General features: G+C 62.7%; 16 protein-coding genes. 11 read left to right on the plus strand and 5 right to left on the minus strand.

Annotated features, from left to right (window positions below; genetic code table 11):
- Positions 1 to 48: 48 nt before the first annotated feature.
- The gene (locus NKG95_RS14470) at positions 49 to 198 is read right to left on the minus strand and encodes a hypothetical protein (RefSeq protein WP_353041228.1); all 150 of its coding nucleotides are present in this window, start codon (positions 196 to 198) and stop codon (positions 49 to 51) included.
- 56 nt (positions 199 to 254) lie between these two features.
- Here NKG95_RS14470 and NKG95_RS14475 point away from each other — a divergent pair, with 56 nt between their 5' ends.
- Positions 255 to 1,661, plus strand: a complete 1,407-nt coding sequence (locus NKG95_RS14475) for a Ppx/GppA phosphatase family protein (RefSeq protein WP_353041230.1) — start codon at positions 255 to 257, stop codon at positions 1,659 to 1,661.
- Positions 1,662 to 1,719: 58 nt separating this feature from the next.
- Positions 1,720 to 2,430 (plus strand): RlmE family RNA methyltransferase, encoded by a 711-nt coding sequence (locus NKG95_RS14480; protein ID WP_353041231.1) that lies wholly within the window; start codon positions 1,720 to 1,722, stop codon positions 2,428 to 2,430.
- A gap of 211 nt (positions 2,431 to 2,641) precedes the next feature.
- Here NKG95_RS14480 and NKG95_RS14485 read toward each other — a convergent pair whose 3' ends face one another.
- Complete coding sequence (locus NKG95_RS14485; protein WP_352851970.1) at positions 2,642 to 4,063, minus strand: MFS transporter; 1,422 nt, start codon at positions 4,061 to 4,063, stop codon at positions 2,642 to 2,644.
- 294 nt (positions 4,064 to 4,357) lie between these two features.
- Between NKG95_RS14485 and guaB the strand changes: the two genes are divergently transcribed.
- Genes guaB through NKG95_RS14500 form a run of 3 tightly spaced genes read left to right on the plus strand, consistent with a single transcriptional unit; the run spans position 4,358 to position 6,879 of the window.
- Positions 4,358 to 5,860 carry an IMP dehydrogenase gene (gene guaB, locus NKG95_RS14490; protein ID WP_352458563.1) on the plus strand — a complete coding sequence of 501 codons (1,503 nt, stop codon included), beginning with the start codon at positions 4,358 to 4,360 and terminating at the stop codon, positions 5,858 to 5,860.
- A gap of 31 nt (positions 5,861 to 5,891) precedes the next feature.
- Positions 5,892 to 6,431: a hypothetical protein gene (locus NKG95_RS14495; protein WP_031193481.1), complete on the plus strand. Its 540-nt coding sequence runs from the start codon at positions 5,892 to 5,894 to the stop codon at positions 6,429 to 6,431.
- 28 nt (positions 6,432 to 6,459) lie between these two features.
- On the plus strand, positions 6,460 to 6,879 hold the full coding sequence (locus NKG95_RS14500; protein ID WP_352587814.1) for an MAPEG family protein: 420 nt from the start codon (positions 6,460 to 6,462) through the stop codon (positions 6,877 to 6,879).
- Between the two features lie 12 nt (positions 6,880 to 6,891).
- Here the strand turns inward: NKG95_RS14500 and rnd are convergent, their stop codons facing one another.
- Both rnd and NKG95_RS14510 read right to left on the minus strand, forming a co-directional pair.
- Positions 6,892 to 8,043 carry a ribonuclease D gene (gene rnd, locus NKG95_RS14505; RefSeq protein ID WP_023717241.1) on the minus strand — a complete coding sequence of 384 codons (1,152 nt, stop codon included), beginning with the start codon at positions 8,041 to 8,043 and terminating at the stop codon, positions 6,892 to 6,894.
- A 57-nt stretch (positions 8,044 to 8,100) separates the two neighbouring features.
- On the minus strand, positions 8,101 to 9,363 hold the full coding sequence (locus tag NKG95_RS14510) for an MFS transporter (RefSeq protein ID WP_352845138.1): 1,263 nt from the start codon (positions 9,361 to 9,363) through the stop codon (positions 8,101 to 8,103).
- A gap of 281 nt (positions 9,364 to 9,644) precedes the next feature.
- On the opposite strand from NKG95_RS14510, the gene NKG95_RS14515 reads away from it, so the two are divergent.
- The 5 genes from NKG95_RS14515 (at position 9,645) to aspS (ending at position 15,326) form a co-directional block, all read left to right on the plus strand.
- Positions 9,645 to 10,913, plus strand: coding sequence for an ABC transporter substrate-binding protein (locus NKG95_RS14515; protein ID WP_023717243.1), 1,269 nt, complete (start codon positions 9,645 to 9,647; stop codon positions 10,911 to 10,913).
- A 68-nt stretch (positions 10,914 to 10,981) separates the two neighbouring features.
- Positions 10,982 to 11,854 (plus strand): carbohydrate ABC transporter permease, encoded by an 873-nt coding sequence (locus NKG95_RS14520; RefSeq protein ID WP_353041370.1) that lies wholly within the window; start codon positions 10,982 to 10,984, stop codon positions 11,852 to 11,854.
- A gap of 19 nt (positions 11,855 to 11,873) precedes the next feature.
- Positions 11,874 to 12,698: a carbohydrate ABC transporter permease gene (locus NKG95_RS14525; RefSeq protein ID WP_353041372.1), complete on the plus strand. Its 825-nt coding sequence runs from the start codon at positions 11,874 to 11,876 to the stop codon at positions 12,696 to 12,698.
- A gap of 89 nt (positions 12,699 to 12,787) precedes the next feature.
- The gene (locus NKG95_RS14530) at positions 12,788 to 13,339 is read left to right on the plus strand and encodes an AAA family ATPase (protein WP_023717246.1); all 552 of its coding nucleotides are present in this window, start codon (positions 12,788 to 12,790) and stop codon (positions 13,337 to 13,339) included.
- A 196-nt stretch (positions 13,340 to 13,535) separates the two neighbouring features.
- Positions 13,536 to 15,326, plus strand: a complete 1,791-nt coding sequence (gene aspS, locus NKG95_RS14535; RefSeq protein WP_023717247.1) for an aspartate--tRNA ligase — start codon at positions 13,536 to 13,538, stop codon at positions 15,324 to 15,326.
- 75 nt (positions 15,327 to 15,401) lie between these two features.
- Here the strand turns inward: aspS and NKG95_RS14540 are convergent, their stop codons facing one another.
- Complete coding sequence (locus NKG95_RS14540) at positions 15,402 to 16,595, minus strand: aq_1923 C-terminal domain (RefSeq protein ID WP_352587811.1); 1,194 nt, start codon at positions 16,593 to 16,595, stop codon at positions 15,402 to 15,404.
- Between the two features lie 367 nt (positions 16,596 to 16,962).
- Between NKG95_RS14540 and parC the strand changes: the two genes are divergently transcribed.
- On the plus strand, positions 16,963 to 19,215 hold the full coding sequence (gene parC / locus NKG95_RS14545; RefSeq protein ID WP_353041232.1) for a DNA topoisomerase IV subunit A: 2,253 nt from the start codon (positions 16,963 to 16,965) through the stop codon (positions 19,213 to 19,215).
- Positions 19,216 to 19,236: the final 21 nt, after the last annotated feature.

The raw sequence follows: 19,236 nt of genomic DNA on the forward strand, positions 1-19,236 counted from the left end.
CTGGCCCGTCTGCTTCACTGCCATCGCGATTCCCTCAGACCGTCCACCTCAGAGAATCACAATCAGCGAATTACGCAACAGGCCCGCAAGGGGAGAAGGGGTCACCGACGTCGCCGCCTTCACGCCGCCGGCAAAATTCGCCGCGAGCACTCTTGGTGATCCGGCCCGGCGCTGATAGTCTGGCGGCAACTTGAACATGTAAATGCGCCTGCTGCGTCCGGTCTCCGGTTCGCGCGGCGCCGGAAGGAACCACAGTGGAAGACCACGAAGCCGGCGCTGGTGCGCCGGAAGTGGGCGTGTCCAGGGGTTCGCCGACGCCGTCCGGCCAGGCAAGCCCATCCACCGGACGCTACGGCCGTCAGGTGCAGCCCCGGTCCAGCAATGGACAGGCTAGCGACACGTCCCAGCACCAAAAGGGCCAAGACCAAAAAGGCCCGCATCAGAACGGCAAACCCAAGAAGCGGCGCAAGCGCCGGCGCGGGCGCAAGGTTTTCGCACGCGACGAGGCTCGTCCGCTGGCGGTCGGCGCTTCGGTGCCCGCCGCCGGCGAGACCCCGGCCGCGCGTCCGCCCCAGCCCGCGGCTTACGTGCCTCCGCCCTCAGCCCCGGCAACGTCGCCAAGGCCTGGCCAAGATGCCCGCACGCCGCCACCGCTGCAGGAATTGCCGGTGTTTGCCGCGCTAGATCTCGGCACCAACAATTGCCGTCTGCTGGTCGCGGTGCCGACGCGTCATGGCCAGTTCCGCGTCATCGATGCCTTCTCGCGCATCGTCAGGCTGGGCGAGGGCCTTACCGCCAATGGCCGGCTCGGCGAGGCTGCAATGGACCGCGCGGTCGAGGCGCTGAAGATCTGCGGTGACAAATTGCGCAACCGCAAGGTCAGGAAGGCCAGGCTGATCGCCACCGAGGCCTGCCGCACCGCCGCCAACGGCGTCGAGTTCCTCGAGCGCGTCGAGCGCGAGGCCGGCCTGAAGCTCGAGATCATCGACCGCCAGACCGAGGCGCGGCTGGCGGTGTCGGGCTGCGGCTCGCTGGTCGAGCGCGACACGCAAGGCGTCGTGCTGTTCGATATCGGCGGCGGCTCGTCCGAAATCGCGCTGATCGACCTCACCGGCCATCGCTCGCCAAGGCTTGCCAACCATATCGTCTCGTGGACCTCGCTGCCGGTCGGTGTCGTCTCGCTGGCCGAGCGTTTTGGCGGCCGCACGGTAACGCGCGAGATCTTTGGCGCCATGGTCGAGGATGTTGCAATGCGGCTGCGCGCCTTCGACGGGCGCGACCGGCTAAGCCACCTCCTGTCCAGCCCGAAATTCCATTTGCTAGGCACCTCGGGCACGGTGACGACGCTGGCCGGCGTCCATCTCGATCTCGAACGCTACGACCGCCGCCGCGTCGACGGGCTGTGGATGGATCGCGACAGCGTCGACCGCATGGTCGAAAAGCTGGTCGGCTGGGATTTCCAGCAGCGCGTCGCCAATCCTTGCATCGGCGCCGACCGCGCCGACCTGGTTCTGGCCGGCTGCGCCATATTGGAGGCGATACGTGCCGTCTGGCCGTCGGAGCGGCTGCGTGTCGCCGACCGAGGCCTGCGCGAGGGCATATTGAGCGAATTGATGGCCGATGACGGCGTCTGGCGAAACAGCGGGCGGGGCAGAGCATGATCCCGAAAAGTGGCTGCCGGTTTTTGGACAAGATCATGCTCAAACAGGCAATAAAGCAATGACCAAGAAACCGGAAAGACCGAGCTCCGCCGGCATTCGCGTGCTGAAGACGAAGATCAAGAAGAAAAGCGGCTTGAAGGAATCGTCGCGCCGCTGGCTGCAGCGCCACATCAACGATCCCTATGTCCAGCGCTCGAAGGCCGACGGCTATCGCTCGCGCGCCGCCTACAAGCTGATCGAGATCGACGACAAGCACCATTTGCTCAAGCCAGGCATGAAGGTGATCGACCTTGGTGCGGCACCCGGCGGCTGGTGCCAGGTCGCTGCCGCACGTACGAAATCTACCGCGGAACACCCGAACGTCGTCGGCATCGACTATTTGGAGATGGACGCGGTGCCGGGCGCGCCGGTGCTGCTGATGGATTTCCTCGATCCTCAGGCGCCGCAGAAGCTGGCCGAGGCGCTGAGCGGCCAGCCCGACATCGTGCTCTCCGACATGGCCGCACCCACCACCGGCCACAAGCGGACCGACCACATCCGCACCATGTATCTTTGCGAGGTGGCGGCCGATTTCGCGCTGTCGGTACTGAAGCCGGGCGGCCACTTCCTCGCCAAGACCTTTCAGGGCGGCGCCGAAAACGAATTGCTGGCGAGGCTGAAGCGGAATTTCCGCTCGGTCCATCACGTCAAGCCGCCGGCCTCGCGCGATGAGTCGGTGGAGCTGTATTTGTTGGCGAAGGATTTTAAAGGCGGAAACGGCGCGGCGTGAAAATCGCTCTGTAGCGATCCTTCGCGCCCCCCTCTGTCCTGCCGGACATCTCCCCCACGAGGGGGGAGATTGGCAGCTTCGGCGCGCTGTCTAATCCTGCAACGTTGAATATTGGCGAAAGCCGATGTCACGTCCGATCTCCCCCCACGTGGGGGAGATGTCCGGCAGGACAGAGGGGGGCGCCTCCGGCGTCCGTAAGCACGAGCAAAGGTCAACTCCCCGGCGGGCTCACCGGCTCCAGCGTCTTCGGCGGTGTCAGTCGGCCATGTCCCGACACGGCATTGCCGGCGTCCGGCGCCAGCCGCATGAACGACAGCGAGGCTGCCGCCGACACCGCCGCTACGATGAAGAAGGCGGTGTGGAAGTCGCTCAGCGTCAGTGGGCCGCCATGGATCTTGGTCGACACTTCCAGGATGCCGCCGGCCAGCGCCACACCGAGCGCGATTGCCAACTGCTGGAACACCGCGGTGATCGGCGTCGCCTTGCTGGTGTCGGCGGCTGAAATCTCGGCATAGGCAAGCGCGTTGATGCCGGTGAAGAACATCGAACGGATGAAGCCCCCGGCGAGCAGCATGGCGAGGATCAGCCCATAGGGTGTGTCGGGTGTGAACAGGCCGTTGACGGCGATGGACGCGGCCGCGACGAGCGAGCCTGAAATCAGCACACGGCGGAAGCCCGCGACCCTGAAGATCAGGGCAGTGACGAATTTCATGCCTATGGCGCCGATTGCCGAGACGAAGGTGATCATGCCGGACTGGAACGGCGTTAGCCCGAAACCGATCTGGAACATCAGCGGCAAAAGAAAAGGTACGGCACCAATGCCGATGCGGAACAGTCCGCCGCCGAGCACCGATGAGCGGAACACCCGATTGCGAAACAGCTCGAGCGCCAGCAGCGGATTCTTGGCGTGGCGCGCGTGCAGCAGATAAAGCACCGCCGATGCCAGCCCGACGGCAACGGTGATAAAGCCGGCAGCCGGCGGCAGGGCCGGCAGGCTGACCACCGACAGGCCGAACACAATGCCCGATGCCGCCAGCCCGCTCAGCACGAAACCAATGAAATCGAGCGGCGGCGTCTGCGCGGCGTCGGTCTTCGGCAGGAAACGCGTGGCCAGCCAGATCCCGATCAGCCCGATCGGTACATTGATCAGAAAAATCCAGTGCCAGGTGAAATAGGTTGTGATGAAGCCGCCGACCGGTGGACCGACCAGGGGGCCGACCAGAGCCGGGACGGTCAGCCACGACATGGCGGCGACGAGTTCGCTTTTCGGCGTGGCGCGTACCAGCACCAGGCGTCCGACCGGCGTCATCATGGCGCCGCCAATGCCTTGCAGGAAGCGTGAGACCACGAAAGCCGGCAACGAATTGGACATGGCGCAGGCGACCGAACCGATGATGAACACGGCGATCGCGGCGCGGAAGACATTCTTGGCGCCGAAGCGGTCGGCCATCCAGCCGCTGATCGGAATGAAGATCGCCAGGGATACCAGATAGGCGGTCAGCGCCAGCTTGAGCGCGATCGGGCTGGTGTGGATGTCGATGGCGATCGCCGGCAACGATGTCGCAATGACGGTCGAATCCATGTTTTCCATGAATAGAGCTACCGCCAGGATCAGCGGAATGGTGCGGTTCACGATGGATCCGGCCTTGAAATGTGCGTCGCTATTGCTTGCCGGCCTTGGGGCCAAACCGACACGTAGGGCGGTTATCATGCCTTGGCCCGGATGTCGCATTAATTTGCTGTCACGTTTGTGCGACCGCAAGTCGTGCAGCACCTGGGGCAAAATGCATCGTCGCCACTACACAACCATCGGCTTTTCAACGGCAACGGGACGTGTTACGAGCCAGCGCCAATCCTGAAAGGGAAGAAGACGAGTCGGCGCTGTCCATCCAGGGCGAGCGCCTTTCCTGCATTCCGAGGGCTGGCCATGGCAAAAATCATCGAGACGTCCACCGGCGCATTGGCGCTGACCTTTGACGACGTGCTGTTGCAGCCCGGTCATTCCGAGGTCATGCCCGGCGAGACGGACATCCGCACCCGCATCGCCGGCGACATCGACCTCAACGTGCCGATCCTGTCGGCCGCCATGGACACGGTCACCGAGGCGCGGCTTGCCATCGCCATGGCCCAGGCCGGCGGCATCGGCGTCATCCACCGCAATTTCTCGCCGGCCGAACAGGCCGAGCAGGTGCGGCAGGTAAAGAAATTCGAATCCGGCATGGTGGTCAACCCCGTCACCATCGGTCCCGAGGCGACGCTGGCCGATGCGCTGGGTCTGATGCGCACCTACAGCATTTCGGGCATTCCGGTGGTCGAGAACGGCGGCACCGGCGGCCACACCGTCGGCCGGCTCGTCGGCATCCTGACCAACCGCGACGTCCGCTTCGCCTCCGACCCGGCGCAGAAGGTCTATGAGCTGATGACCCGCGAGAACCTGATCACCGTCAAGGAGAACGTCGATCAGGACGAGGCCAAGCGGCTGCTCCATCAGCACCGCATCGAGAAGCTGGTTGTGGTCGATCGGGACGGCAATTGCGTCGGGCTGATCACGGTCAAGGACATCGAGAAGTCGCAGCTCAACCCGCACGCCACCAAGGATGCGCAGGGACGCTTGCGCGCCGCCGCCGCCACCAGCGTCGGCGATGACGGTTTCGAGCGGGCCGAGCGCCTCATCGACGCCGGCGTCGACCTTCTGGTGATCGACACCGCGCACGGTCATTCGCAGCGCGTCCTGGATGCGGTGACGCGGGCCAAGAAGCTTTCCAACTCGGTTCGCATCCTGGCCGGCAACGTCGCCACAGCGGAAGGCACGCTGGCGCTGATCGATGCTGGCGCCGACGCGGTCAAGGTCGGCATCGGGCCGGGCTCCATCTGCACCACCCGCATCGTCGCCGGCGTCGGCGTGCCGCAGCTCTCGGCAATCATGTCGGCGGTCGAGACGGCGCAAAAATCGGGTGTCTCGGTCATTGCAGATGGCGGCATCAAATATTCGGGCGATCTGGCCAAGGCGCTGGCCGCCGGCGCCAGCGCGGCGATGATCGGTTCGTTGCTGGCCGGCACCGACGAGAGCCCGGGCGAGGTCTATCTGCACCAGGGCCGCTCCTTCAAAGCCTATCGCGGCATGGGCTCGGTCGGCGCGATGGCGCGCGGCTCCGCCGATCGCTACTTCCAGGCCGAGGTGCGCGACACGCTGAAACTGGTCCCGGAAGGCATCGAAGGGCAGGTGCCGTACAAAGGACCTGTGTCTGGCGTGCTGCACCAGCTTGCGGGCGGCCTGAAAGCCGCTATGGGTTATGTCGGTGGCCGCGACCTTGCCGATTTCCGCGAGCGCGCCACTTTTGTGCGGATATCCAATGCCGGACTTCGTGAAAGCCACGCCCATGACGTCACGATTACCCGCGAAAGCCCGAATTATCCTGGCGGAGCATGATCGCCATGCGCCTTGGCGCAATCTGGCGGCGATGATCCTGCGGCTGTCGCGCCACGCCGCCGCACTCTGTTTCGCCACCGTGGCGATTTTCATCATCATGACGGCGATGGAGTTCCTCTATTTTCGCCAATTGAGCGGCGGTCTGCCCTCGCTCGACATGCGCTATGCCGGTTTCACTCCGGATGAGGGCATGGCCTGGCTGACGGCGCTCGGCCGGCGTGGCAGCGAGATCATTCTCGTCTGGCATTACCTGACCTTCGACCTGCTGTTTCCGGCGCTGCTGTCGCTGACGATGGTCAGCCTGATCCTGGCAACGGGCCGGCGGCTGAAGAATTTCCATTCGCTGCCTGCGCAAACCCAGTCGATATTCGCAGCTGTGCTGGTGCTGCCCTACACGCTCGCCGACTATGCCCAGAACATCGCCGTGGCTCGTCTTTTGTCCGATTTCCTGTCTGCCAATCCGGATTCGCTATCCTTTGCCTCGGCGCTGATCGTCACCAAATTCGCGCTTCTGGCGGTGCCGGTGACCGTCATTGCGGCTTTCACTCTGATGGCTCAGAAACGGCCTTGAAGGCTGGGTGACAACGACAGGGGGCGTCTTGAACCAGACCGCGATCTTCTGGCCGATGCTGGCGCAGGTGCTGCTGGTCTATATCGTCTATGTCGTAATGGGCCGGCGCCGCCATGGTGCGGTCAGATCGGGCGAAGCCAAGACCGGCCAGTTCAAGACGCGCTCAACGGAGCCTGGTTCCAGCATCACCGTCGCCAACAATCTGAGCAACCAGTTCGAACTGCCGGTGCTTTTCTACGTCTTATGCCTGACGCTGCACGTGACCAATGGCGTCAATTATCTGACCTTGGCGCTGATGTGGATATTTGTCGTCTCACGCTATCTTCACGCATCGGTCCACTTGACCAGCAATCGGCTAATCCTGCGCAGCAGGGCATTCTACGTGGGCGCGGTCGTTCTCGCACTTGGCTGGATATGGCTGGCGCTGCATCTGCTCGGCTTTGTCTGAGCAAGCTCAAGCCTACAAATCGAACACGGCGATCTTGCGCTTGTCGAACCTGATCGCGAGTTCACCGCGCACCAGCCTGAGCGCGGCCTCGCCAAAGACGGCGCGCCGCCAGCCTTGCAATGCCGGCACATCGGCGTCCTCGCCCTCTGCAGCGATGCGATCGATGTCGTCACTGGAGGCGAGTACCTTCGATGCGACACCTTCCTTTTCGGCAACGATCCGCAGCAGCACCTTCAGCAACTCCGCCGCGGCGCTCGACCCCTCCGGCGGCTGGAAGCTCTTCGGCAGCTTCGGCATCTCTTCCCTGGGCAGCGCCAGGGCAGCGTTGACTGCGCCAAGCAGTGCCGTCGCCGTCGACGAGCGCTCCCAGCCCTTCGGCGTGGTACGCAGCTTGCTCAGCGCCGCCGTATCGCGCGGCGCCTGCTGCGCTACTTCGTAGATCGCATCGTCCTTGAGCACCCGGCCGCGGGGCACGTCGCGCTCGCGCGCTTCGCGTTCGCGCCAGGCGGCCACCGCCTGCACGATCGCCAGTTCCTGTGGCTTGCGCAGCCGCATCTTGAGCCGCTTCCAGGCATCCTCGGGATGCGGATCGTAGGTCTCGCGCGAGGTCAGCACGTCCATCTCCTCGTTCAGCCAGTGGGCGCGGTTTTCGCGCACCAACTCGGCGCTGAGGTGCTTGTAGACTTCGATCAGATGGGTGACGTCGGCGAGCGCGTAGTCGAGCTGCTTTTCGGACAGCGGACGATGGCGCCAGTCGGTGAAACGCGACGACTTGTCGAGCCGCGCGCCGGTGATGCGCTGCACCAGCTGGTCGTAGGAGACGCTGTCGCCGAACCCGCAGACCATCGCCGCGACCTGGGTGTCGAACACCGGATGCGGCACCAGATCGCCGAGATGCACAATGATTTCGATGTCCTGTCGCGCCGCATGGAAGACTTTGACGATCGCCTCGTTGGCCATCAGCCTGAAGAACGGTTTCAGGTCGATGTCGGGCGACAGCGGATCGATCAGCGCCGTCACCCCGGGCGCTGCCATCTGGATCAGGCACAGGATCGGCCAGAAGGTCGTTTCGCGAATGAATTCAGTATCGACGGTGACGAATTCCGCCTTTTCGAAAGCGGCAATAACGGTCTCGAGTTCGTTCTGGGTGGTGATGACGTGCATCAAATCGCTTTTGGCAAGGGATAGGGTCTCTTTCAATTTCAGCCGCGCGCGCTTTCGTCAAGCGCAAGCACCTTTATCGGGCTTTGCGGGTTCATCGGGATCGGCATTCCGCTTCGCCAACCGGGCAAAAACCGTCGATGTGCGCAACAGCGCCGTAAAACGGCTGCGATGGCTCGCCGGCACAGCAGAGCGCGCCCGCATCCGGAAAAGGATGACCGCCACGAAGATCGCATAGACGGTGGCGCTGAACACGAACAGCGCGCTCGGCCCGAAATATTGCATCACCGTCGAGGCTGCGAAGGGGCCGCCAATGGCGCCGAAGGAATAAAACAGCATCAAGGCTGCGTTGATCAGCACAAACTCGCCCTTGTCGGCGCGGTCGTTGGAATGCGCCGCCGACAACGAATAGAGCGGCATGGCAAAGCAGCCGAAGATAAAGACGAGCAGGAAGTTGAGGAACGGGCTGCCGCCTGCCACGAACGCCAGCGCCAGTGCCGCCACCATCGCACAGCACGTCGTCATCAGCAGCACCGAGCGCCGGTCCCAGCGGTCGGAGAGATAGCCAAGCGGATATTGGATGATGGCGCCGCCGAAAATGCCGACGCTGACGAAGGTGACGACGTCGGCGACCGACATGCCGATCTGCTCGGCATAGACCGGCGACAGGGTGCGGAAGGCGCTGTTGGTCACGCCGACGGCGATGCAGCCGAAGCAGCCAAGCGGCGAGATGCGCCAGACGCGTGCTAAATCGAGTTTGACGTCTTCCGGCGGCGTCGGGTTGGAGCGGTCGCCGAGCGAAACCGGCACCAGCGACACGGTGATCATCATCGACATGATGGCGAAGATGGCAAAGCCGCCGGCGCCGAAGATCGGGATCAGGAATTGGGCGCCGGTCACCGAACCGATGTCGACCATGCGGTAAATGGCAAGCACCCGCGCCCGGTCGGTGTTGGTGACGCCGGAATTCAGCCAGGCTTCCATGATGGTGAACAGGCCGGCAAAGCAGAACCCGCCGGCAAAGCGCACGGCGCACCACATCACCGGATCGATGACCAGCACCAGCAGCAGCGTTCCCGCCGAGGCGATCGCCGCCAGCGCGGAAAAGGCGCGCACATGGCCGACGGACTTCATGATGCGGGTGACGGCAAGGCAGCCGAGCAAAAAGCCGGCGAAATAGAACGTGCCCATCAGGCCGATAAAGGAAGCGGGAAAACCCTCCTGCGCACCACGCAGCGCAATCAAAGTGCTCTGCAGGCCGTTGCCGCCGAGCAGGATGCCGGCGGCGATCAGGAGCGGGATCAGCGGGCGGATGGAGGACATGAAGGAAAGCCTGTCGTTGATCCTTCTTGAACCATCGCCTTCGCCAATGCCAGCGGCAATTCCCGGAGGCGTTGGGGCCAGGCAGGGCCATAGGTTGCCTTGGGAACTTGCGCTACCGCGTCGCGCCGGATGCTCCGTGTTGGGAACCCAAGGCGTATCTTTGTAGTTCAGTGCTGGTGGGCGAATGCGCGTCTTGTGAGCTGCCGGTGTGCTGAGGACGGTGTCGGGCATCGACGTCCGTTTCTGCTGCTGCCTGAAGCTCCAAAGGGAGATCCGTCATCATGAAGTTTCATCCCGCATTTGCTGGATTTGCCGTGGCCGCAGTTCTGGCGGCCGGGCCGGCGCGGGCTGTCGACCTCGCCATGGTGTCGGGCGATACCGGCAACGGCCAGAGAATCCTTCGCGAGATACTCGATCAATACGAGAAGAAGACCGGCAACAAGGTTAGCGTGGTTCCGGTGCCGCCCTCGGGGACCGATCAGTTTAGTCAATACAGGCTCTGGCTTGCGGCTGGAAACAGCGACGTCGACGTCTATCAGACGGACGTCATCTGGGCTCCCCAGCTTGCAAAGCAGCTCGTCGACCTGACCGCGGCGACCAAGGATGTCGTCGGCGCTCATTTCCCATCGATCATCAAATCGCAGACCGTCGACGGCAAGCTCGTCGCCTTGCCGATATTCACCGACGCTCCGGCGCTCTATTACCGCAAGGATCTCCTCGACAAATACGGCGCCAAGGTCCCGACCAGCTGGGCCGAGCTTGCCGATACTGCCAAGCTTGTCATGGACAAGGAACGCGAGGGCGGCAACAAGGACATGTGGGGCTTCGTTTTCCAGGGCAACGCCTATGAGGGACTGACCTGCGATGCACTCGAATGGGTGAAGTCGAACGGCGGTGGTCAGATCATCGAGCCGGACGGCACGATCTCCATCAATAATCCGCAAGCAGCCGCGGCGCTGGAAATGGCGAGGAGCTGGGTGGGAACCATCTCGCCTCCCGGCATTCTGGCCTATCAGGAAGAAGAGTCGCGCGGTGTCTGGCAGACCGGCAACGCCGTCTTCATGCGCAACTGGCCCTACGCCTATGCGCTTGGCAACAGCGAAAGCTCCCCCATCAAAGGCAAGTTCGAGGTGACGACGCTGCCGTCCGGGTCGGGTGAGGGCGCCCGCCCGGCAGCAACGCTTGGCGGCTGGAATCTTGCGGTTTCCAAATATTCGAAGAACCCGGCCGCAGCCGTCGAGCTGGTCAAATGGATCGCTTCGCCTCAGATGCAGAAGTACCGCGCCTTGAAGGGGGCATATCTGCCGACCATTCAGGCGCTCTATGACGATGCCGACATCGCCAGCGCCCAGCCGGTTATCCCGCGCTGGAAGGAAGTTGTCCTCAACGCGGTGCCGCGTCCCTCGGCCCAGGCCAAGACCAGGTACAATGAGGCATCGAGCGAGTTCTGGACCGCCGTCCACAACACCATGTCCGGCGAGGGCACGGCCGCCGACAACCTTGCCGATCTGGAGTTCTCCTTGACCAGGCTCAAGGGCACCGCCTGGTGACCTCGCCACGCTCAGGCTCGCTGCTGGCGCGTCAGCGTGTGCGCTCGGCATGGCTGCTGCTTGCCCCGATGCTCATCGTGCTCGCCGCCGTTGCCGGCTGGCCGTTGATGCGCACGATCTATTTCGGCTTCACCGATGCCTCGCTCGCCGACCTCGAAGCCCGTCGCTGGGTTGGCTTCGCCAATTATTTCTCCATCCTGCAAATGCCGAGCGGCCGCGTCATCTATGACGGGCTGCTCGCCGATCCGGTCTGGTGGCGCGCCGTCTGGAATACGGTGCGCTTCGCGGTGATTTCGGTAACCTGCGAGACGGTGCTCGGCATGATCGTCGCGCTGGTGCTCAACACCAAGTTTCGCGGCCGCGGCATCGTGCGCGCCGCGATTCTAATCCCTTGGGCCATTCCGACGATCGTCTCGGCGAAAATGTGGCAGTGGATGCTCAACGACCAGTTCGGCATCATCAACGACGTCCTTCTCAAGCTCGGCCTGATCGGCACCAAGATCGCCTGGACGGCTAGCGCCGACACGGCCATGGTCGCCATCCTCATTGTCGACATCTGGAAGGCGACCCCGTTCATGGCGCTTCTCATTCTCGCTGGCCTCCAGATGCTTCCACAAGAAATCTACGAGGTCGCCAAGCTCGACGGCGTCGGCGCGTGGAAAGTTTTCTGGAAGATCACCTTGCCGCTCATCCGGCCGGCGTTGATGGTGGCCATGATCTTCCGCGGTCTCGATGCGCTGCGCATCTTCGACCTGATCTACGTGCTCACGCCAAACAATATCCACACCAAGTCGATGTCGGTGTTTGCCCGCGAGTGCCTGTTTGAGTTCGACAAGTTTGCCCACGGCTCCGCCGCCTCGACGCTGCTCTTCCTCATCCTCGCTTTGCTGACCATGCTCGTTCTGTGGCTCGGCCGGATAAGACTGGACAAGGACTATTGATCATGTGGGGGTGCTGACCATGTGGATCGTCAAGCGCACGGCTTTCTACCTCCTCGTCGCCGTTATCGTCGTCGTCGCGGTATTCCCGTTTTACTACGCCATCGTCACCAGCCTGAAATCCGGGACGGCGCTCTTCCAGATCGACTATTGGCCGAAGACGATTACCTTCAGCAATTACAAGACCGTTTTCACCGAAGGGACCTTCCTGCGCAACCTCGTGAACTCGCTGTTCATCTCGAGCGCCGTTGTCGCCATTTCGCTGTTCCTCGGCGTCACCGCCGCCTATGCCCTGGCGCGCATCCGCTTCCGCGGCCGCTCGGCTCTGCTCCTCATTATCCTGTCCGTCTCGATGTTCCCGCAATTGGCGGTGCTTGCCGGTCTGTTCGAGCTGATCCGGGCCTTCGGCCTCTACAATTCGCCGTTCGCGCTGATCTTGTCCTATATGATCTTCACCTTGCCGTTCACCGTCTGGGTGCTCACCGCCTTCGTTCGCGACCTGCCGATCGAGCTGGAGGAAGCGGCGATCCTCGACGGCGCCACGCCCTGGATCATCATCAGCCGCGTTTTCCTGCCGCTGATGTGGCCGGCGCTGGCGACCACCGGGCTTCTCGCCTTCATCGGTGCGTGGAACGAATTTCTGTTCGCGCTTACGTTTACCTCCAACAACGAGCAGCGAACCGTGCCGGTCGCCATCGCGCTGCTCTCCGGCAGCTCGCAGTTCGAGATCCCGTGGGGCAACATCATGGCCGCATCGGTGATCGTCACCGTGCCGCTCGTCATCCTCGTCCTGATCTTCCAGCGCAAGATCATCTCCGGCCTCACCGCAGGCGGGGTCAAGGGATGAGGTGCTGAACATTTCGTCGCACACAGAGGCTTGCCAACTCGCCATCGTTCGCGGAACGTCCCCGCTCAAAAATCGAATGGCGAGACGACATGCAGATCCTGCTGATCACCGGCCCGGCTGGCGTGGGCAAGACCACGCTGTGCTGGGAAATGAGCGCTCAACTCAGCGCAGCGCAGATAGCTCACGCGGTTATCGAGACAGACGAAATCGACAGAGTGTTCCCCCGCCCAAGTGCCGAGGACCTTGAAAGAATTCAGCCTGGAACTGTTGATGTCAGCAGCATCAATTTGGCTGCGATCTGGTCAACATATCGGGTGCTGGGCCACTCGCGCTTGATTATGTCGGGTGTCATGATGCACCTCCAATTCGATCGGCGGTGGATTCTTGCTGCCATACCCGACGCGCGGATTACGGTGGTTCGTCTGTCCGCTACGGAACCCACAATACTCGCGCGTCTAGCACAGCGCGAGATTGGATCCGGTGCGGAAGAGCAGGCACAGCGCTCGTTTCGACAAGCCAGGCGCATGGCCGGTGAAGCAGCCGAAGATCTGTTTGTGGTACCCACAGATGGCAAGATGCCAAAGGAACTTGCGGAGATCATTTTGCGGGAAGTTGGCTGGTTGAGTATCGTCGCAGAATAGCGCAGGGAGGCATCGAGATCGTCCACCGTTGTCTGCGCCCAAGGTCCGAAGGGCTTGAAAGCCGAAGTTCGAACCGAGATGCCACCCGGGCGCCGCTTGCCTTGACAAATGCACACTCTCATGTGCTTTTCGCGCAAATTTTCAGGCCGGGCCATCGTGCTTTGGCCGCAACCAACATCCGGACCTAGCAATGACAATGCATCGTTACCGCAGCCATACCTGTGCCCAGTTGAGGAAGAGCGACGTCGGCTCTTCCGTCCGCCTGTCGGGCTGGGTGCATCGCGTGCGCGACCATGGCGGCCTGCTGTTCATCGATTTGCGCGACCATTACGGCCTGACCCAGATCGTCGCCGATCCGGATTCGCCGGCCTTCAAGATCGCCGAGACCCTGCGCGGTGAATGGGTCGTCCGCGTCGATGGCGAGGTCAAGGCGCGCCTCGCCGACACCGTGAACCCTAATTTGCCGACCGGCGAGATCGAGATTTTTGCGCGCGAGATCGAGGTGCTGTCGGCGGCCAGGGAATTGCCGCTGCCGGTCTTCGGCGAGCCGGATTATCCGGAGGACATCCGCCTCAAATACCGCTTCCTCGACCTGCGCCGCGACACGCTGCACAAGAATATCGTCGCGCGGACGAAAATCATCGCCGAGATGCGCAAGCTGATGGGCGAGGTCGGTTTCACCGAATTCTCGACGCCGATCCTGACCGCCTCGTCGCCGGAAGGGGCGCGCGACTTTCTGGTGCCGTCGCGCATCCACCCCGGCACTTTCTACGCGCTGCCGCAGGCACCGCAGCAGTATAAGCAGCTGATCATGGTGTCCGGATTCGACCGCTACTTCCAGATTGCGCCGTGCTTCCGCGACGAGGACCCGCGCGCCGACCGTCTGCCGGGTGAATTCTACCAGCTCGACGTGGAGATGAGCTTCGTCGAGCAGGAGGACGTGTTCACCACCATGGAGCCGGTGATGCGAGGCGTTTTCGAGACCTTTGCCGCCGGAAAGCCGGTGACGCAGAAGTTTCCGCGCATCGCCTATGATGTCGCGATCCGCAAATACGGCACCGACAAGCCGGACCTGCGCAACCCGATCGAGATGCAGGCCGTCTCCGATCATTTTCGCGATTCCGGCTTCAAGGTATTTGCCAACATCCTTGCCAACGATCCGAAGGCCGAGGTCTGGGCCATTCCGGCCAAGACCGGCGGTTCGCGCGCCTTCTGCGACCGCATGAACTCATGGGCGCAAGGCGAGGGCCAGCCCGGGCTGGGCTACATCTTCTGGCGCAAGGAGGGCGAGAAGCTCGAAGGCGCCGGGCCGCTGGCCAAGAACATCGGCGAGGAGCGCACGGAGGCGATCCGCCAACAACTCGGCCTTGCCGATGGCGATGCCGCTTTCTTCGTCGCCGGCGACCCGAAGAAATTCGTCTCCTTCGCGGGTGCGGCGCGCACCCGCGCCGGCGAGGAGCTCAACCTTGTCGACCGTGATCGCTTCGAATTGTGCTGGATCGTCGACTTCCCGTTCTTCGAATGGAACGAGGAGGAGAAGAAGATCGACTTCGCGCACAATCCGTTCTCGATGCCGCAAGGTGGCATCGATGCGCTTAACGGCGAGGATCTGCTCGGCATCAAGGCGTTCCAGTACGACATGGTCTGCAACGGTTTCGAGATCGCCTCAGGCGGCATTCGCAACCATCTGCCGGAAACCATGGTCAAGGCGTTCGAAACGGTCGGGCTGGACCGCGCAACCGTCGAGGAACGCTTCGGCGGCCTTTACCGTGCCTTCCAGTATGGCGCGCCGCCGCATGGCGGCATGGCGGCCGGCATCGACCGTGTCGTCATGCTTCTGGTCGGCGCCAGGAACCTGCGCGAAGTGACCATGTTCCCGATGAACCAGCAGGCCTACGACCTGTTGATGAACGCACCGTCGGAAGCCAGCCCGCAGCAGCTTCGCGAATTGTCGCTGCGCGTCGTGGCGACGAAGAAAGAGGTTTAGGAAACGCTCCGAACAAGTCCTGTGGATTCATAAAAAAGCCCGGCATCGCTGCCGGGCTTTTGCTTGGAAGCTCGGTCAGTCTTCGTTCGCCGTAACCGTCACGCCGAGCGTCTTCGGCAGGTCGAGCGGGTTGGACATGGCGCCCGCCATGATCAGCGCGAACGGCACCGCTGCCGGCGGCTCGGCCGAGACCTCGATGCTTTGCGGATCGTCGAGGAACTTGTTGACCGCGGCCGAAACCTGCGCCGTCAGTTCCGGATTGTTGAGCTGCGCCATGCCGAAGGGCACGATCGCCTTGGCCTGGTTGGCGATGTCCTTGCCGGACATGCCTTGCTGCTTGCCGGCATAATCGAGCACCTTCTTGGTCAGCGAATCGTCGTCGAAGCGGATCGAGGCGCTGTTGAACGATAGCTGCTGCAGCAGCCCGAGCATGGCCATGCCTTGCGCCGAATTGTCGGCGCCTTCGGGCTGCGCTGCCATCTTCTTCTGCATGTCCTGCATCGATTTGATGACATCCAGCGTGTAGCCGCCGAGATTGAAGGTCATGCCGAGCGTGCCGGCATTGTCGACCGAAATTTCGTATTTCGACAAATCCATCTTGCCGTCGGTAGGCTGCCAGGTGCCTTCCATCTCAAGATTGCCCGATATGTTTTGGTAGCCGAGCGCGTTGATGACTTCCTTGGACTTCGGATCTTCGACCAGCGTCAGGTCGGCAGTGAACTTTTCCGTGGTGCCGGAGAACGCCATGGCCTTGCCGTCGGCCGGCGGCGTGATTGCGATGGCAAGCCCGTCCATCGAGAAGGCAGTCTTGTCGGCGACCTTGACGGTCATGTTGTCGAGCTCGGCCGATTTGTAGATCATCAGCGAGCCCAGCGGGCCGCTTGCGCCTTCGGCCGGAACCGTCATGTCGTGGATGACGAAGGGGCTGAGATTGAGCGTGACGCCATCTTCGCTGTGTTCGAACGGCGAAGTCGATACGGTCGCGATTTGATAGCCGCCATTGGCTTCGGTCACGCCTTCGAGCTTGACGTCGCCGATCTTGAGCGCCTCCTTTTCGGCCGCCGGTTTGACCGCTACGCCTTGCAGAACCATGCTGGAGGTGTCGCCGGTTACTCCGGTCCAGGAGAGGTCGACGCCCTGGGCGGCGAGGGCAGCCTTCAGCCGGTCGGCAACCGCGGTATCCTGCGCGAACGCCGCATTCAGCGGCAGCGTCAGCAAAAAGGTCGAAAAAGCCAGTCTTTTAATAAGTGTCGAGTGTCTGATCGTCATCGAGAGCTCCCCTGAGAGTGTCCTGAAATTCTTTTCAAATCGTCGCGTCGTCACCATTCAGCGACGAACTGGACCGGAAAAAGGCGGGCCTCGGCACAATGGTCGAAAATCGCGGCCAAAGGCAAACCCGATCCATCAGGCTTGCGATAGAAGCCGGATGTAACGGATTGATGTTGGCCGGCGTCGCGACGCTTCCAATTCCTGTTGCACAATGCAGGTCGCGCAAAAGTGTGCAGCGGCTTTGCGCGACATGGATCAAAACAAGGACCTAAAGCGCGCGCATAAGGCCGGTCGAACGCGACGCGCTTTAGGAGGACGTATGCCGGCGCCTCTTGCCGCGAATCACCCGCTCGGCTAGTGCCAGCCCATGGGAAAAAGGCTTTTGCCGCCTGAAACTGGCGGCGGCGACAATATCGAGCCGGTCGATCTGAAGAAGGCGCTGGAAGAGCGCTATCTCGCCTACGCGCTGTCGACCATCATGCACCGGGCGCTGCCGGACGTGCGCGACGGGTTGAAGCCGGTGCATCGCCGCATAATGCATGCCATGCGCTTGTTGCGGCTCAACCCCGACCAGGGCTTTGCCAAATGCGCCCGCATCGTCGGCGAGGTGATGGGCAAGTTCCATCCACATGGCGACCAGTCGATCTACGACGCGTTGGTGCGGTTGGCGCAGGATTTTTCGATGCGCTACCCGCTGGTCGACGGGCAGGGCAATTTCGGCAATATCGACGGCGATAACGCCGCCGCCATGCGCTACACCGAAGCGCGCATGACCGACGTGTCGACGCTGCTGCTGGAAGGCATCACCGAGGACGCGGTCGATTTCCGCCCGACCTACAACGAGGAAGACGAGGAGCCGGCCGTGCTGCCCGGCGCCTTCCCGAACCTGCTTGCCAACGGCTCGTCCGGCATCGCCGTCGGCATGGCGACCTCGATCCCGCCGCACAATGCGGCCGAGCTTTGCGACGCCGCGCTTCACCTGATCGATCATCCGGATGCGCCCGTCACCAAGCTGATGGACTTCGTGCAAGGTCCGGATTTCCCGACCGGCGGCATCATCGTCGACAGCCGAGCCTCGATCCTCGAAGCCTACGAAACGGGTCGCGGCGGCTTTCGCGTCAGGGCGAAATGGAGCCAGGAGGACCAGGGCAGGGGCACCTGGAACATAGTCGTCACCGAGATCCCCTACGGCGTCCAGAAGGCCAGGCTGATCGAAAAGATCGCCGAGCTCTTGATGGCGCGCAAGCTTCCGTTGCTCGAGGATATCCGCGACGAGAGCGCCGAGGACATCCGCGTTGTGCTGGTGCCGAAGAGCCGCTCGGTCGATCCCGGCATCATGATGGAATCGCTATTCAAGCTGACCGAGCTCGAAAGCCGCTTTCCGCTCAACATGAACGTGTTGTCGCGCGGCAAGGTACCGAACGTGCTGTCGCTGAAAGGCGTGCTCAAGGAATGGCTGGAGCACCGCCGCGACGTCTTGATCCGCCGCTCCAAGCACCGTCTCGGCGAGATCGAGAGGCGGCTGGAGATCCTCGCCGGCTATCTGATCGCCTACCTCAACATCGACGAGGTGATCAGGATCATCCGCGAGGAGGACGAGCCCAAGCAGGTGATGATGGCCCGCTGGTCACTCACCGACACCCAGGCCGAAGCCATCCTCAACATGCGGCTGAGGGCGCTGCGCAAGCTCGAGGAATTCGAGATTCGTGAGGAATTCAACGGCCTGACCGGCGAGAAGAAGCAGATCGAGGCGCTACTTGCGTCCGACGCCAAGCAGTGGGCGACGATCAAGTGGGAAGTCGCCAATGTTCGCCAGAAATATGGGCCCGAGACCGAGATCGGCAAGCGCCGGACCGAGTTCGCAGATGCACCCGAACATGACCTGACCGATATCGCCCACGCCATGATCGAGCGCGAGCCGGTCACCGTCGTCGTATCGGAAAAGGGCTGGCTGAGGGCCATGAAAGGTCATCTGACCGATCACTCGGCCCTGACCTTCAAGGAAGGCGACAGCCTCAAGCTCGCCTTCCATGCCCAGACGACCGACAAGGTGCTGGTCTTCACCACCGGCGGCAAGTTCTACACGATCGGCGCCGACCGGCTGCCGGGTGGGCGTGGCCATGGTGAGCCGATCCGCATCATCGTCGACATGGACAACGACCAGGATATCGTCACCGCCTTCGTCCATGATCCCAAGCGCAAGCTGCTGCTGGTTTCGCATGACGGCAACGGTTTCATCGTGCAGGAAGAGGAGGTCGTCGCCAACACCCGCAAGGGCAAGCAGGTGATGAATGTCAAGGCGCCCGACGAGGCCCAGCGCTGCGTGACTGTCGCCGGCGACCATCTCGCCATTGTCGGCGAGAACCGCAAGATGCTGGTGTTCCCGCTGGCCGAGATCCCGGAGATGGGACGCGGCAAGGGCGTGCGCCTGCAGAAATACAAGGATGGCGGCGTCCTCGACCTCAAGACCTTCACGCTCGCCAGCGGCCTGTCCTGGCAGGATTCGGCAGATCGCACCTTCACCAAATCGCGTGACGAGCTTGCCGAATGGATCGGTGCCCGCGCCTCGGCCGGTCGCATGGTGCCGAAGGGCTTTCCGCGCACGGGCAAGTTCGGGTAGGCGCGCGAACGCGAAGGAGCG

It is taken from the genome of Mesorhizobium sp. M1423 (assembly GCF_040317575.1).
In the GTDB taxonomy this organism is placed as follows: domain Bacteria; phylum Pseudomonadota; class Alphaproteobacteria; order Rhizobiales; family Rhizobiaceae; genus Mesorhizobium.

What these genes read in the sequence shown, in the direction of transcription:
- NKG95_RS14470 (WP_353041228.1), bottom strand. Translation starts at nt 198, where the DNA reads ATGTTCAAGTTGCCGCCAGACTATCAGCGCCGGGCCGGATCACCAAGA.
- NKG95_RS14480 (WP_353041231.1), top strand. Translation starts at nt 1,720, where the DNA reads ATGACCAAGAAACCGGAAAGACCGAGCTCCGCCGGCATTCGCGTGCTG.
- guaB (WP_352458563.1), top strand. Translation starts at nt 4,358, where the DNA reads ATGGCAAAAATCATCGAGACGTCCACCGGCGCATTGGCGCTGACCTTT.
- NKG95_RS14495 (WP_031193481.1), top strand. Translation starts at nt 5,892, where the DNA reads ATGATCCTGCGGCTGTCGCGCCACGCCGCCGCACTCTGTTTCGCCACC.
- rnd (WP_023717241.1), bottom strand. Translation starts at nt 8,043, where the DNA reads ATGCACGTCATCACCACCCAGAACGAACTCGAGACCGTTATTGCCGCT.
- NKG95_RS14510 (WP_352845138.1), bottom strand. Translation starts at nt 9,363, where the DNA reads ATGTCCTCCATCCGCCCGCTGATCCCGCTCCTGATCGCCGCCGGCATC.
- NKG95_RS14515 (WP_023717243.1), top strand. Translation starts at nt 9,645, where the DNA reads ATGAAGTTTCATCCCGCATTTGCTGGATTTGCCGTGGCCGCAGTTCTG.
- NKG95_RS14520 (WP_353041370.1), top strand. Translation starts at nt 10,982, where the DNA reads ATGCTCATCGTGCTCGCCGCCGTTGCCGGCTGGCCGTTGATGCGCACG.
- NKG95_RS14525 (WP_353041372.1), top strand. Translation starts at nt 11,874, where the DNA reads ATGTGGATCGTCAAGCGCACGGCTTTCTACCTCCTCGTCGCCGTTATC.
- NKG95_RS14530 (WP_023717246.1), top strand. Translation starts at nt 12,788, where the DNA reads ATGCAGATCCTGCTGATCACCGGCCCGGCTGGCGTGGGCAAGACCACG.
- aspS (WP_023717247.1), top strand. Translation starts at nt 13,536, where the DNA reads ATGCATCGTTACCGCAGCCATACCTGTGCCCAGTTGAGGAAGAGCGAC.
- NKG95_RS14540 (WP_352587811.1), bottom strand. Translation starts at nt 16,595, where the DNA reads ATGACGATCAGACACTCGACACTTATTAAAAGACTGGCTTTTTCGACC.
- parC (WP_353041232.1), top strand. Translation starts at nt 16,963, where the DNA reads ATGGGAAAAAGGCTTTTGCCGCCTGAAACTGGCGGCGGCGACAATATC.